The organism is Streptomyces sp. NPDC059009, assembly GCF_042740175.1.
In the GTDB taxonomy this organism is placed as follows: Bacteria; Actinomycetota; Actinomycetes; order Streptomycetales; family Streptomycetaceae; genus Streptomyces.
The window spans coordinates 2,805-15,787 of sequence record NZ_JBHYJB010000071.1 but is presented as its reverse complement, the minus strand read 5'-3'; the positions used below and the strand labels follow the sequence as shown (position 1 = coordinate 15,787).

Sequence of the window (12,983 nt, the reverse complement as noted above, 5' to 3'; positions counted from 1 at the left end):
CGGAGCCCTGGGTGCCGATGACGGGGGTGAGCCCGGAGGACTCGCGCAGCTCCTGGGCGCGCCAGGGGTGCCACATCACCGGCCTGCGCGCAGTGCCCGAGGTGTAGCCGAGGTTGGGGCCCTCGCGGTCGCCCACGGACGCGTTCACCGCGGGCAGGCTCCCGCCGAGAGTGCGCACCGGCATGCGCCGCACATACGCCTGGCTGGAGAGCGGCTCACCCGGGATGAACTCCCGGGCCATGGCGTACTGGCCCTTGGGCTGCTCGATCAGGATGAAGGGCTGGTACTTGTCCTTGACCTTCTTCACCCGGTCATGGAGGACTTCCTCGTCGCGGGCGGAGACGGCGATGCGGATCCAGCACCGGGTGCGCGCGCTCAGGCCCGTCGGCCCGGAGCGGACGTCGTCCTCGATGATCTGCCCGGCCGCCGCCTGGCGGCGCAGCGACAGCGGCGGCTCGACGCTGTGCTCCCTGTGGTGCTTGACCTGGTAGCGGACCGCGTCGAGCTGCTTGAGGATCTCGTTGCTCGCCTCGGTCGAGTCCCGAAGCTCGAAGATCGCGGAGACCTCGTAGGGAAACGGCAGCTGGTCCAGGCGCTGCAGCCAGGGTCCGAAAGGGGACTCGGGGATGTCCGGGAGATCCATCCGCCCCATGGTGAGCACCGACACGAAGCGGCTGATCCGCTGGCCGTTGCGGTTGCCGGACACGGTGATGTGCGGCGAGTACGGCGAGGGGGAGGCCCACTCGATGTCGTCGGTCCACTCGCCCAGGTCACTCGCGTTCCAGATGTCGGTGGGCGTGGGGCGGGTGTGCAGGGGAGCGGGCAGTCCCAGGCCGAGGCTGCGGGTCATCAGCCAGTCCATGTCGGCGGCCTGCGCGGGCGCGGCGTTCATGCCGGGCCCGCCCATGATGAGCGTGACGTCGTTGATGTCCCGCTGCAGCGCGGCGAGTTGGTTGTCGACCGCGTTGCGCACGAGCTTCTGGACGGCCAGGCCGAGGCTGCTGATCCTGTCGATCTCCACCCCGTAGTAGACGACCTTGTCATCCAAGGGCAGGCGGGCGACTTTCTGCTGCTCGTCGGCGAGGTACTGCTGCCAGGTGGGCAGCGGGTCAACGGCCGAGTTGTGCAGGGCTGCGGCCCAGCGGGCCACCGGGTAGGGCCGGTGGGTGATGCGCAGGTGGATACGGCGTCCGATGAGCTCGGCCAGGCGCTGCGCGTGGGAGGCGATGAGGGCGTTGCAGTCCGCGTTCGTGCGGAAGCTCCAGCGCATCGGGGCGGCGACGTACCAGGCGGTGACCTGGCCGGTGCGGGTCACGGTCAGGTTGTCGACGATGTCGGTGAGCTGCAGCCCGGTCTTCTCGACGCGGGCGGGCGCAGAGGTGCGCTTGGGGCGCTTGAGGCCGGGGGTGGTCTTCCCGGGCTTCTTGGTGCGCTTCACGGTGGAGGTTCCCCTTCAGGTGTTGGGCAGGACGGGGTGAGGCCGCGGTCAGAGATAGGTGCGCCGCCGCAGGCTGCTGGTGGACAGCCGTGCGGTCAGGGCCCGGTGCTTCTTCTGCCGTGGTGCGCGAGCCTCGTTCAAGGCGGTGGTCAGCATGTCTTTGATGCCGTGGTCGTAGGTGATGTGCGTCCCGACCTTGCGGGTGACGGCGACCACGGCGAGCAGCCCGAAGGCGATCGGCCAGAACGCCAGGAGCCCCAGGAGCAGCAGGACGAGGAGCATCACGACGGTGAGGGCGCCGCCGACGGCGTACGCCTGATAGCGGGCCCGCCACCAGAACGTGAACCGGGGAGGGCCGAGGAAGACGTTGTCGACCTGGTACACCTCGTCATCGGTGTGCATCTGCATGGCAGCAGCTCACCCGCCGGTGTTCGTGAACAGGCTGAAGATGGCGGTCCCGACGCCCATGGCGGACAGGGACATGCCCACCACGGCGAGGCCGAGCAGCGAGATCCCGACCATGGTCAGGGACGAGCCGATGTCCTTCTTGCGGCCGCTGGCCACCACGAGGATGCCGATGAACAGCACGACCAGGGGCAGGGCGTTGTTCTTGAGGAGGTTGGTGACACCGCCTGTGTCGATCGTGACCTTCTGCTCTTCGGCCGCGTAGGCCATGGCGGCCTGCGGGCCTGCGAGGAGCAGGCCGGCCGCGGTGGTGACGGTCAGGACGCGGCGGCGCAGACGCGTCCACCGGCCGCGCGGCCCCAACTCGGGGTTGGCTGACATGAGTTGACCTCCCGGTTCAGTGATGTCCCGTCAAGTTCCATGTAACTAACGGGATATGGCATGCGGGATCCCACGATAGGCCGTCCGGCCCTCTCTGCACAGCCGTTAAGGGCATGTCGCCAACAGGTCTTAGCAGGCCAGTAGTTGAGCTCTATCGTGTCCCACGTAACTCCAAGGGGGGAGTTGCGAGAGACACGGGGAGAGAGCTGGTCATGCATGTGGATCGCCGTAAGCAAAGGGAAAGGCGGGGCAGGCTGTACCACTGCCTCGCTGGAGCTCACATACGCAGCTACGCGCCGGACGCGCGGGGGCAGGCGGCGACGGGTGGCCCTTCTGGACCTTGACCCGCAGTCCAACGCGACAGCCGTCGTCGAGCCGGAGACCCGGATGGTGGGGATCAAGGACACCCTGTCGCCCGAGTCACCGCTCGCGCTGCGCGACGTCCTGGTGCCGACGGCCTGGGAAGGGGTCTGGGTCGCCCCGGCTGACCGCTTCCTGGCCAACCGGGAGGCGGACATCACCCCCGACGGAATCGCGGCGCTCCGCACCGCAAGAATCTCAGGGGAAATTGACGACCTGGTGGACGACGTCATCATCGATCTTCCGCGAGATATCGGGAAACTTTCGGCCACCGGGCTCCTCGGCGCGGAGTGGCTCTTCATCACCGCGCGCGCAACACTCTGGGGCGCACAGGGAGCAGAAGAAATGCGCTACACAGCCGAGCGTATTGCCAGCAAGGGGAATCAGGACCTCAAAATAGCGGGCTATATTGTTGCGGCTTACGAAGAAACCCGGGACGCAAAAAGAGTTCTCGGGGAAATGCAGAAGACGTTCGGTGAAAAACTTCTGACTCCTCCGGTGCCGCGCAGAGTTCGGGTATCTGAGGCAATCGAGAGTTATCACACTCCGTGCCGCGAGTACGGAGCGGAACTCAAGGTCGTCGCCGACACCTATCAGAATTTCTATGACAGCTTGCTGGAAAAGGTGGAGGGGGCTTCATGACGGCCGAGGATAAAGGCACAGCAGCGAGGCGTAAGAACGTGCGTAGAAAACCCGCGGTAATCCAGCAGCGTCACGAGCCAGATCCCGTCGACGTCGCTGTCGCCGGTGTCGCGACAACGACACCGACGGGCGACAGCGAGCCGTCCGGCGACACGACAGCGCGACAGGCGACAGGCGACACGGCGACAGCGACAGGCGACAGCGACACCGGGCCGCGACATCCGGGGCGACATGACGACATGACGCGCGACAGCGACATGACGACACGACGACACGCGACATCCGGGGATGTCGCGACAGGCGACAGCGACACCACGTCAGCGACAGGCGACACGGCGACAGCGACAGGAGACGGCGACGACATGACGCCCGCAGCGACAGCGACACCACCCCCCACCCGGCGACGTCGCCCACCGACGACACCCACGACGACACCACCGGCGCCCGACGCACAGCCGGAGCCGGAGGCGATGAAGAGCGCCTCGTTCTCGCTGCCCCCCTCACTGCTGGGCCGCATGCGCGCGGCCCAGCACCACACCCAGCTCAAGCCCGACGGCTTCCACAACCTCAGCGAGCTCGTCCGGGAGTCGATCGAGGAGACCGTCGAGTACCTGGAGAAGACGTACAACCGCGGCCGGCCCTTCCCGGCCGTCGAGAAGCTGCGCACCGGACCCAGCCCGACCGGCGCCGCCCGAGGCGCCCAGGTGCGGGCCCGCAACCGCCGGAAGGCCGCCGAGGCCCCCCTGCCTGAGCACGCGGAGCAGGCCCCGGAGAGGGGGCAGTCCTCAGCCCGGAAGGAAAAGGAGGGGGGCAGCGCGTAACGAAAAAATCCCGCCGCGAAAGGGCGGGAAGTGGATGGAAGCTGAGTCCTTAGAGTCTCGCTACGCTGCGATTCAGAGCCTCAGCTTACCACCACTGTCAAGCCCGAAGAGAGGGGTGCACCATCACCCCAGGTCACCGATAGGAGGACCCCATGGCATCGCCCAGCACCACCGCCGACACCGACCGATCGCCTCTGATCGCACCGGTCATCTACGGCGTGGGACTCGCCATGATCAGCTACGCCGCCGCCCAACTACTCCACCAGTCCCAGATCCTCGGCTACGGCCTGACCGTCAGCGTCCTGGTCGCCGTACTCGGGTCGGCCGTCGCGGTGTGGCGAGCCCGCCGGGTGCGCCCGGTGCGGGATCTCACTCTTGCCCTTGCAGGGACCCTCAAGCCCGAGAAGATCACTATGCGGCGGCGTCGAGGCGGCATCCCGACCAGAGTGGAAATCGTCTACCCGCCGGACTTCAATGACCGCGATGAGAAGATCCGTGCCGAGGTCCGCGCGATCATCGCGGCCCGGCTCGGTGCGCCTGCGTCGGCGACATGGAGGCCGAGCAAGCGACAGCTCCTGTGCGACATCGACGTCAGCACCCGGACCGGCGACATCGTCGAGAGCGACATCCCCGCCGATGTCGCATCAGGCGACACGACACCAGAGCAGGCGCGCCTGCGCGACAGGACGACATCTGTCGTCCAAGCGATCATGGGGCCGCACGCCAGTGTCGCGAAGGTCGACTTCGAGGGCGACAGCCCCACCCTCGTTGAGGTGGGCTACCCGACGACAAGCCGCGACCTGTCGGCGAACTACCGGCACCGTGTCGTCCTCCAGCTCGACGCGAAACTCCCCGGGAACTGGTGCGACACCTGGGATTTCGAGAACGACCGCGTCACCTTCGCATTGCGACCCCCGTTCCCGGAAAACGTGCGATACCCCATCACGCACAAAATCAAGGAATACGAGCTTCCCTACGCAGTCACCGAACACCACAGCATCATCTCGTGGAAGCTCGGCAGCAAGAATCCGCACTGTCTCGTGGTCGGCCCGACCGGATCGGGAAAGACTGTCTACATCCGAAACCTCGTCGTTGCTGCCCGAGTCCTCGGAATCCCGGTGGTCCTCTGCGACCCGAAGATGACCGAGTACCTCGATTTCGAGGATCTCGACGGCGTCACCGTGCTCACGGAGCCCGAGCACATCGCCGAGGCAATCCGACGGACCCACGACGAAATGATGAACCGCTACCGTGCTATTAAGCGCCGCACCGCCAAGAAGGGAGAATTCAGCCGAGTCCTCTTTGTCCTTGACGAGTTCTACATCTTCAAGGAAGCAATTCAAGAGGTGTGGGCCGAAATGAAGGCGGAGAACAAGCAACTCAAGGGCCGAGAACACCCCTGCCTGTCGCTGTGGCGCCGTCTCACCGTCCTCGCCCGCACGGCCATGATCCACCTGGTCCTGGGCATCCAGCGGCCCGACGCCGAGTTTCTCACGGGCCTCGCCCGTGACAGCTTCCGCCACCGGGTCAGCCTCGACCGAGCCACCCCCGAGACGGCCGCCATGATGTGGGGCGACCGGCACATGGGGACCGACCTGCCGAACATTCAGGGCCGGGCAGTCGCCACCACGCCGAACGGCCCGGAGTACGTCCAGGTGCTGCGCCTGCTCACTCCCGAAGACGGCGAGGGCTTCGACGCGCAGGACGCCGTCGTGTGGCAGAACCTGGTCAGCCGCATGACCAGGCAGGCCGAGGCGCACGCCAACGGCCAGGACGACCCGCTCGCCTTCCTCGGCTCCCTCAACACCATCGAGTCCTACGGCAACCGCAGTGAGCTGGCTGCCCCGCTCAAGCCGATCGAGGAAGCCGCAGCGGGGGAGGCAAGCGCGGCCGCGTACGACGACGGACCCGACAGCGGCTTCGAAGAGATCGGACCGTACGACCTGGAAGTCGGCGACATCGTCCTGCTGGAGTTCGACAACAGCGAGGAATGGGTCCGCGTCGACGACCTCCACTTCGGCGAAGACGAAGACGACGAGGCCGCAGAGGAGTGGATCGAGATCGACTACACGGGCGACGACGGCAGCACCGGAGCCAAGAAGGTCTCCGTAGACGACCTCCTGAACCGCAAGTCACCGGCAGCTGTCTGAGGTCCTCGGCGCGGGTCAGTCCTAGGTGTCAGTCCTGTTCGCTAGAGTCGGGTCCGCGGTCGCAGGACCGTGGGCCCGACTCAAGGCCCGGTTCGTTCGGCCCAGACCGGACGAGCAAGACCGAAGGTGCTCCGCGCCGAGCCGCCCACCACCATCGCATCACCCTTGCTGGCCTCGCTCTTGGCGGCCGGTGAGTCTGGGATCACCGAGCTGCGGAAACGAGAGCTTGAGATGCCGAAGAACCATGCGCGTAAGAAGGCCCTCGCCTCGCTCAAGGACGAGCTGGGCATCAAGCACAGCTGCGCCATCGCGCTCCTGGACCACCCAGACCCGGACGAGCGGGCCACGCTCGTCGAGTACCTGGATACGTACGTCGACATCAACACCTACCGGGAAGCGGTCGACTACATGGAGCAGGAGCGCAACGACCCGCTCAATCAGCTGCTGTGCGAGACGTGCGGCTGGACGGTGAGGATGGTCTGCCCCGAGTGTCCCGGCTGCGGCTGCTACAACGGCCAATGCTCCGGCTGGCGCCACCGGGAGGCCATGGAGGAGGAGGCTGCCGCCACCGGCGAGCCGCTACAGGAGGACTGCGACTGCGGGCACTACGGCGACCCGCATCACTGCTGCGAGTGCGGGGCCGCGGGCGCCGAATACGACTACCAGTGCGCTTGCTGACGTCGACCACGGCCGCAGCCGTCGACCTTGCCCAGCGCGGCCTCGGGGTGTTCCCCCTGCCGCCGGGCGGTCGACGGCCGACGGCCGGCGGATGGAGCACGCGGTGCCTCACCGACCCCGGCCGCGTCCGCCAACTCTGGTGCGACGGCGACAACATCGGCGTCGGCTGCAGAGCCTCCGCCATCGTCGCGCTCGACCTGGACGTCGAGGACGACGGCCAGGCGGTGCTCGCCGCACGGTGCGCAGCGCGGGGCGAACCGTGGCCCGACACGCTCACGGTGCGGACCCCGAGCGGGGGCCTGCACCTGTACTTCCGGGCACCGGAGGGCTGCACCATCGGCAGTTCGTCGGGCGGCCGGACCGCGCTCGGGCCGGGCATCGACGTCAGGGGACCCGGCCGCCGTAGCGGCGGGTACCTCATCGGACCCGGCTCGGTCGTGGCCGGAACGGCGTACGTCATCGACCACGACGCCCCGCTCCGAGACCTCCCCGGATGGATCGCCACCAGCCTCCGAGCGTGATCCGGCCCGAGCGCGGTCCGGCCGCACAGTCGGGTGATCTTCCTTGGCAGGCCGTGACAGCCACCAGGTTCCGAAGTTGGCCGATCATGAAAAAGTTGATCAATGTGGCGGCCGCAGCCGTCGTTGCCGCTGGTGTCCTGACCGGATCGCAGGCCGTGGCTGCTGCTGCGCAGCCGACGGGCCAGGCAGCTGCGAAGTGCACGAACCTCGTGGTCACCGGGAAGACCGTTGCGGTGCGTCGCCCTCCGAACGACGAGAACGCCACGCCGAACTCCCCGGTGGATCACTACGTACACAAGGGCGACCGGCTGCGGTCCTGCGTGATGACCTTCAACCGGGGCGGCAACAGCTACTTCAAGTGCGGCCGGAGCGGCAGCGATTGGTACCTCGTCAGGGGCGGGCAGATCCCCGAGACCTGCGTCCGCAAGGTCTGACGAGGCAGATTGACGGACTGGGCTCCCACAGGGTGACGGGCGGGTACTTGTACCTGTATGGCCATCGTGTGGGAGCGCGTGGTGGAGCGTGCCCGGCAGATCGACGCTGAGTACGACACGGCGGTGACGCTGCGCCAGCTCTACTACCGCCTGGTGACAGAGGGCGCGATCGTTCACCGGCCGTGGGCGTACCGGAAGCTGTCTTCGCACCTGGCCGCGTCTCGGCGTGCGGGGGATGGGCCGGATCTCGTCGACACCACGCGCAGAGTGCACGTGCCGCGCGCGTGGGCGGACGCGAACGAGCTGGTCGCGCAGATACCGGAGCTGTTCCGGCTGGACCGTACGACCGGGCAGCCTCTCGCGCTGTACGTGTGCGCGGAGAAGGACACGCTGAGGTCCCTGTTCGCGTCGTGGCTCGACGAGTTGGGCGTGCCCGTGCTGATCGTGCGCGGCTTCGCGAGCGAGCCGTATGCGCAGTTGGTGAAGCGGCGTACGGCCGCCGATCCGCGGCCCGCGGTGCTGCTGTACGTCGGGGACTGGGACTGCTCGGGAGAGGACGTCGAGCGGGACTGGGTGGCCCGTACGGGATGCTGGGCGCGGGTGGAACGGGTGCTCCTGACCCGGGAGCAGGTCGAGTCCTACGCCCTGCTGCCCACGGAGGGCAAGGCGCGCGACCCGCGCTGGCCTGCCTGGGCTCGGCGGCACGGATACGACCCGCAGTATCCGGTGCAGTGGGAAGTCGAGGGCCTGGACCCGGACGAGCTGCAGCGCCTGGTCCTCGGTGCCGTCGAGACCTACCTGGACAGACGGGCGCTCGAGGAAGTCCTGCGCGAGGAGCGCCACCAGCGGGCGCAGCTTGCCCGCTTCACCTCCGGTTGGCCGGGGCTGGCCTAGGGAGCGTCAGGCACTTCGCGGCGGCTTCTTGGCGGCACGCTTCGACGTGGTCTTCTTCGCGGCCGCCTTCTTCACCGGAGCCTTCTTCGACACCGTCTTCTTCCGGGTGTGCGCGGTGAGCGCGTGCACGGCCGCCTCGTCGGAGTCACCGGGGCCGGTCTCGCCGCGCGCGGTGCGGGCGTCCTGGACGCTCTGCTGCAGGGCGGCCATGAGGTCGACGACACGGCCGCCCACGGGCTGCTCGTCGGCGCCGGCGGGCGCGCGGCCGCGGGCCTTGTCAGCGATGAGCTCCTGGAGCGCCTCGCGGTAGTGGTCGTGAAGGTCGGGGACGTCGTCGAGGGAGTCGACGGAGAGCATGTCGACGAGATCGAGCGCGGCGAGCACCTCGTCCTCGTCGAGGTCCTGGGCCTGGTGGGCGGGCGCCAAGTCGGCGGTGGGCTCGCGGAGTTCATCGCCCCAGCGCAACGCATGGAGCGTCAGCGTGTCATCGATCGCGCGGAGCATGCCGAGCCGCTCGCGGTCGCGAAAGGCGAACTTGACGATGGCCACGGAGTCCTGGCGCCGGAGGGCCTCGCGCAGGAGCACGTACGGTTTGGCGGCCGCCGGGCTGTCGTCGGTGCCGAGGTAGTACGAGGCCGCGCCCACCTGAAGCGGTGTGATCCGGGAGGCGGGGACGACGGCGACGAGCTCGATGGCGCGCGCCGTGGGCAGGGGAAGGGAGTCGAGGTCGGCGTCGCTGACCGGGATGATGCCGGAGGGGGTCTCGTAGCCGCGGGTGATGTCGTGGCGGGCCACCTCCTGGCCGTCGAGCTCACATACGCGGCGCAGCCGCACGCGGCTGTGGTCGTCGGCGTGGATGAGGTGGAGCGGGACGGCGCGCGGCTCGGTCGCGGGGTAGACGCGGGTGGGCACGCTGACCAGGCCGAAGGAGATGTATCCGTTCCAGATGGGCCGGGGCATGGGGTGCTCCCTCGCGGGTGACCAGGTATGTCGATGCTAGGGCGATGCCGGGTCGGCGGCGTGCCGCACGCGTCCGTCCGGACGGTGAGTAGCTGTGTCAGAACCTGGGATTCGATGGTTTCCTCTTCGACGCGCTACCCGCGTGCCGCCCGGACGGGGCACGCGTTGAACCAGGCATGGGAAACGCACTGCGATGTGGGCGCTGCGGCCAACGGGCTCCGCGTGATCTGACGAAGGCCAGCGACTGGAGCGGGAAGTGGACGGGAGGGCGTCTGTCACTCGTACTGTGCCCCGACTGTCAGACCCCGGAGGAGTCGGGGGCGACAGCGGCCAATGCTGCCGAACTTCAGGTCGGTGAGCAGGATGGAGGGCGGTTCGTGGCGGACCCCGTGGTCTGCCTGACGGGCACTGTGGATCAGGTGGGCACGCTGCTCTACGGCCGGGACCATTTCCGGCGAGCCCTTCTGACTCAACAGGCTCAGAGGGTCCGGGTGATCGAGCGCCTTCCCGCCGACACTCGGTGTGAGGCAATCGTGGGGGGCGTGATGATCTACCTACCTGCCCCGAGCTGAGACAAGGCGCTCCCTTCTTTCGATGGTTCCGACGCTGCTGCACCCCGGTCTTGAAGGTTCTGACACAGCTACTGACCCGGTGCAGCGGGGAGCACGGGAGTGGGCCCTAGCCCAGGAGCCCGAGCTCGGTGTCCGGGTTGCAGTGGGAGCAGGCCGGGACCTGCTGGTTCAGGGCGTCGCGGGCCTGCTCGCGGGTGATGGCCTTTGATCGTTTGCCTGCCATGTGGCAGTCCCCGGCATGGATGTACAGGGGGGAGCGCCCGTTCAGTGACATCTCGATCAGCCAGTCCGGCGCGGGCGGCCGAACCTGCTCGCCACGCTGCCGCTCGGCCTGGCGCCGTTCCTCGTCCGCGATCCAGCGGCGGGTGCGCTGCAGGTCGCCGAGCTGGACCCGCTCCAGGAAGCGCAGCATGTCGAGGCGGGTAAGCGGAAGAGAATCGTTCACTTGTTCGAGTCTAGTCGGTTGACCTGCGTCTATCGCGACGGGTCATGCGTTCGGGATCCCACCAGTACCAGCCGTGCGGCGCCGTGCGAGGCGACGGCCAGAGGTGCAGTCGATAGGCGCGGCGCCCGTCGGGGGCGTCGTGGTGAGCGCTGGCGACGGCGCGGAACGGCTGCCCGTCGACGCGCAGGACGAAGCTGACCACCTGATAGGGCGTGTACGCGCGGACGTCACCCTCGTCGCCCGGGGCGGGGGCCCTCTCCGCGTTCTGAAAATCGCTCACGCATTCGAATTTAGCTTCCTGGGGAAGATGTGGCGATACCCCCGACCGCGCCCCTGACCGCAGCGAGGCGGCGCTGCGCAGGGCGCTGATGTCCGATCAGCTTTGCTGGTACGGGAGTTGGGGCGAGGGCGGGGATGCCAGGATCTTCGTATGGCGATTCTCGGAGTACGCATCGAGTTCTACGACAAGGTCGGCACGATGGACGAGCCGTCTGAGGGCTACCTCGGCGCGATCTACCGCGATCACGGATTCCGGGCCGCAGCGGTGCCGGGCGTAGGTGAGCTGTTCTCGTTGACGAGCCTGCGTGTGGGCCCGCGAGAGGGGCATGTGGGGGTGGAGTTCACAGGGTTCGGGCCGTTCCTGCCGGTGCGCTTCGTTGAGCACTACCCGACGCCCATCGACGACGACGGGGAGACCCCGGCGTGGTGGGACAGCAGCGGCGAGCCGTCCGCGAACGTCGTGGTGCACACCCGGCTCCACGGGGACGAGGTGCTGCTGCGCAAGTCCCTGCAGCGCTTCGCACAGGCGGATTCCGGCTGGGTCGGCTCGTTCTCCTACGGTACGGACCTCTACTCGCTGTGGAACGAGCTGCAAGGGCCGGTCGCCTAGGCTCCGGCCTCTTGAGGCTGTTCACGGTGGTGCTTCAGCGCGTCGCGAGCGGACGGCACGGTGTCCCGGGGCAGCTCGTCCCACCAGGGGTGGGTCACGATCAGCTCGGCGAGTTTGACCTCACGGGCTCGCAGTCGGTCGACGGTTTCCCGGTCGCCCTCATCCCAGCCGGGGGAGACGGGCCGGGAGACTTTCCGCCATGCGTTGTCGTGGCTCTCCCAGGAGTCCATGGGCTCAACCGACCACGGGAGCCGCTGCAGGAGAGGCTGAAGCTCGGCGCGGACCTGGTCGAGCTCGTCCTGAGCCTCGGTCAGCCGCTGAGGGAAGTCGTACGTCGCCACGCCCTGATGGTACGACCGTTCGAAGTCCGATCCGGGGTGCCCGCGAGGGCGCTGCGGTGGAACGTCGTGAGGATCAACCAGGTACAGCCAGACGGCCGGCGATCTGCGTGACGAAGGCGGCCGCGAGCTCACCGGCCTCGCCGTCGTCGTGGGCAGCGAGCCAGTGCGCCAGGGTGACGGCCGCGTGAACCTCGCCCGCGGTGAGGAGAGGGACGCGCTCCTCCTGGTCGTCGAGGAGGTCCCAGGCTGCGTCGAGGTCAATCCCGCTGTTGTTCATCTCAGCGGACAACGCGCCCGGATCCGCGGAGTTACTGGGGCCACAGGAAAGCGGTAGGCCGGGCGCAGCATCTGCGCCCGGCCTACCGCTGGAGAGAGGGTCAGCTCTGGGAGAGGACTCCCTCGGGGAGGAGTCCCTCGCGCTCCATCCGCTTGAAGTGCCGTTGCACGGTCCGCAGGACGACCTCGTGCTGCCGTGCGATGTCCGGGGGAGTCACCGGACGTCCGCTCTCGACGGCGGCGTAGACGAGCTCCACCGTCCTCTTGTAATTCGCCTCGCTCAGGTTCTGCGCCTCAAGGTCCTCACGGTCCTCCCGCTCGCTGCGCGTCTCGACACAGGGGATGACGGCGCCCGTCATGGTCGGCGTGGTCATGGGCTCGGGGACATCGCCCTCGGGGACGCTCGCCGTGGTGCTGCCGGGGGGCAGGGAGGTCTGTTCGTCGTGGTTCTCCAGCTGAGGGCGGGGCGCCTTTGCGGAGTCGAGCTGAGGGCTGTCGGTGCGTTGGGCGGGCACGGGGGCCGCGGGCTGGGCGAGCTCGGCGGCGAGCGCGCTGTAGCGGCCGGGGGTCTGCTCGGAGGTGCGGAAGCGGCGCTCGCCCTCGGCGAGGACCGTCGTGCGCATGCCGAGGCGGATGTGCTTGGGGACATCGCTCCAGCTGCCGCCGTGCTCGGCCTTGAGCTCGGCCTTGCGGATGAGCAGGGTCTGGCGGACCCACATGGCCTGTTCGGGGCTGTCGATGTTGTGCAGGGCCATCAGGCGCCACCGGGCGAAGGC

The 12,983-nt window shown here is 68.2% G+C and carries 17 protein-coding genes; 8 read left to right on the top strand and 9 right to left on the bottom strand.

Translation table 11 applies throughout. From position 1 onward, the window contains the following. From ACFWYM_RS42930 to ACFWYM_RS42920, 3 genes are all read right to left on the bottom strand, one after another. The coding region (locus ACFWYM_RS42930) for a hypothetical protein (protein ID WP_384850627.1) at window positions 1-1,438 on the bottom strand (1,438 nt) is incomplete at its 3' end. Window positions 1,439-1,486: 48 nt separating this feature from the next. Further along, window positions 1,487-1,846 carry a hypothetical protein gene (locus ACFWYM_RS42925; RefSeq protein WP_384850624.1) on the bottom strand — a complete coding sequence of 120 codons (360 nt, stop codon included), beginning with the start codon at window positions 1,844-1,846 and terminating at the stop codon, window positions 1,487-1,489. Between the two features lie 9 nt (window positions 1,847-1,855). Continuing rightward, window positions 1,856-2,224, bottom strand: a complete 369-nt coding sequence (locus ACFWYM_RS42920; RefSeq protein ID WP_384850622.1) for a hypothetical protein — start codon at window positions 2,222-2,224, stop codon at window positions 1,856-1,858. Window positions 2,225-2,440: 216 nt separating this feature from the next. On the opposite strand from ACFWYM_RS42920, the gene ACFWYM_RS42915 reads away from it, so the two are divergent. From ACFWYM_RS42915 to ACFWYM_RS42885, 7 genes are all read left to right on the top strand, one after another. After that, window positions 2,441-3,226: a ParA family protein gene (locus ACFWYM_RS42915; RefSeq protein WP_384850619.1), complete on the top strand. Its 786-nt coding sequence runs from the start codon at window positions 2,441-2,443 to the stop codon at window positions 3,224-3,226. 470 nt (window positions 3,227-3,696) lie between these two features. Further along, entirely contained in the window at window positions 3,697-4,047 is a 351-nt protein-coding gene (locus tag ACFWYM_RS42910) for a hypothetical protein (RefSeq protein WP_384850616.1), read from the top strand. Between the two features lie 152 nt (window positions 4,048-4,199). After that, complete coding sequence (locus ACFWYM_RS42905) at window positions 4,200-6,197, top strand: FtsK/SpoIIIE domain-containing protein (protein WP_384850612.1); 1,998 nt, start codon at window positions 4,200-4,202, stop codon at window positions 6,195-6,197. Window positions 6,198-6,428: 231 nt separating this feature from the next. After that, a complete protein-coding gene (locus ACFWYM_RS42900; protein ID WP_384850609.1) occupies window positions 6,429-6,875 on the top strand; it encodes a hypothetical protein in 447 nt (148 codons plus the stop codon). Further along, window positions 6,863-7,396 (top strand): bifunctional DNA primase/polymerase, encoded by a 534-nt coding sequence (locus tag ACFWYM_RS42895; protein WP_384850606.1) that lies wholly within the window; start codon window positions 6,863-6,865, stop codon window positions 7,394-7,396. The genes ACFWYM_RS42900 and ACFWYM_RS42895 overlap by 13 nt, the downstream gene beginning before the upstream one ends. After that, window positions 7,393-7,830 carry a hypothetical protein gene (locus tag ACFWYM_RS42890; protein ID WP_384850603.1) on the top strand — a complete coding sequence of 146 codons (438 nt, stop codon included), beginning with the start codon at window positions 7,393-7,395 and terminating at the stop codon, window positions 7,828-7,830. Before ACFWYM_RS42895 ends, ACFWYM_RS42890 begins: the two co-directional genes overlap by 4 nt. 57 nt (window positions 7,831-7,887) lie before the next feature. Then, the gene (locus tag ACFWYM_RS42885) at window positions 7,888-8,724 is read left to right on the top strand and encodes a hypothetical protein (protein WP_384850600.1); all 837 of its coding nucleotides are present in this window, start codon (window positions 7,888-7,890) and stop codon (window positions 8,722-8,724) included. Between the two features lie 6 nt (window positions 8,725-8,730). Here ACFWYM_RS42885 and ACFWYM_RS42880 read toward each other — a convergent pair whose 3' ends face one another. The 3 genes from ACFWYM_RS42880 to ACFWYM_RS42870 form a co-directional block, all read right to left on the bottom strand. Further along, on the bottom strand, window positions 8,731-9,684 hold the full coding sequence (locus ACFWYM_RS42880; protein WP_384850597.1) for a Ku protein: 954 nt from the start codon (window positions 9,682-9,684) through the stop codon (window positions 8,731-8,733). 678 nt (window positions 9,685-10,362) lie between these two features. After that, entirely contained in the window at window positions 10,363-10,701 is a 339-nt protein-coding gene (locus ACFWYM_RS42875) for a DUF6233 domain-containing protein (RefSeq protein ID WP_384850594.1), read from the bottom strand. A gap of 10 nt (window positions 10,702-10,711) precedes the next feature. Continuing rightward, a complete protein-coding gene (locus ACFWYM_RS42870; protein ID WP_384850591.1) occupies window positions 10,712-10,981 on the bottom strand; it encodes a hypothetical protein in 270 nt (89 codons plus the stop codon). A gap of 150 nt (window positions 10,982-11,131) precedes the next feature. On the opposite strand from ACFWYM_RS42870, the gene ACFWYM_RS42865 reads away from it, so the two are divergent. After that, on the top strand, window positions 11,132-11,590 hold the full coding sequence (locus ACFWYM_RS42865; RefSeq protein WP_384850588.1) for a hypothetical protein: 459 nt from the start codon (window positions 11,132-11,134) through the stop codon (window positions 11,588-11,590). Here the strand turns inward: ACFWYM_RS42865 and ACFWYM_RS42860 are convergent. From ACFWYM_RS42860 to ACFWYM_RS42850, 3 genes are all read right to left on the bottom strand, one after another. Then, window positions 11,587-11,931: a hypothetical protein gene (locus tag ACFWYM_RS42860; protein WP_384850585.1), complete on the bottom strand. Its 345-nt coding sequence runs from the start codon at window positions 11,929-11,931 to the stop codon at window positions 11,587-11,589. The two genes, ACFWYM_RS42865 and ACFWYM_RS42860, sit on opposite strands and share 4 nt — an antisense overlap. A 73-nt stretch (window positions 11,932-12,004) precedes the next feature. Next, complete coding sequence (locus ACFWYM_RS42855; protein WP_384850582.1) at window positions 12,005-12,220, bottom strand: hypothetical protein; 216 nt, start codon at window positions 12,218-12,220, stop codon at window positions 12,005-12,007. 88 nt (window positions 12,221-12,308) lie between these two features. Next, the coding region (locus ACFWYM_RS42850; protein ID WP_384850579.1) for a hypothetical protein at window positions 12,309-12,983 on the bottom strand (675 nt) is incomplete at its 5' end.

Coding starts and splice junctions, on each gene's coding strand:
- ACFWYM_RS42925 (WP_384850624.1), bottom strand. CDS start 1,846: ATGCAGATGCACACCGATGACGAGGTGTACCAGGTCGACAACGTCTTC.
- ACFWYM_RS42920 (WP_384850622.1), bottom strand. CDS start 2,224: ATGTCAGCCAACCCCGAGTTGGGGCCGCGCGGCCGGTGGACGCGTCTG.
- ACFWYM_RS42915 (WP_384850619.1), top strand. CDS start 2,441: ATGTGGATCGCCGTAAGCAAAGGGAAAGGCGGGGCAGGCTGTACCACT.
- ACFWYM_RS42910 (WP_384850616.1), top strand. CDS start 3,697: ATGAAGAGCGCCTCGTTCTCGCTGCCCCCCTCACTGCTGGGCCGCATG.
- ACFWYM_RS42905 (WP_384850612.1), top strand. CDS start 4,200: ATGGCATCGCCCAGCACCACCGCCGACACCGACCGATCGCCTCTGATC.
- ACFWYM_RS42900 (WP_384850609.1), top strand. CDS start 6,429: ATGCCGAAGAACCATGCGCGTAAGAAGGCCCTCGCCTCGCTCAAGGAC.
- ACFWYM_RS42885 (WP_384850600.1), top strand. CDS start 7,888: ATGGCCATCGTGTGGGAGCGCGTGGTGGAGCGTGCCCGGCAGATCGAC.
- ACFWYM_RS42880 (WP_384850597.1), bottom strand. CDS start 9,684: ATGCCCCGGCCCATCTGGAACGGATACATCTCCTTCGGCCTGGTCAGC.
- ACFWYM_RS42865 (WP_384850588.1), top strand. CDS start 11,132: ATGGCGATTCTCGGAGTACGCATCGAGTTCTACGACAAGGTCGGCACG.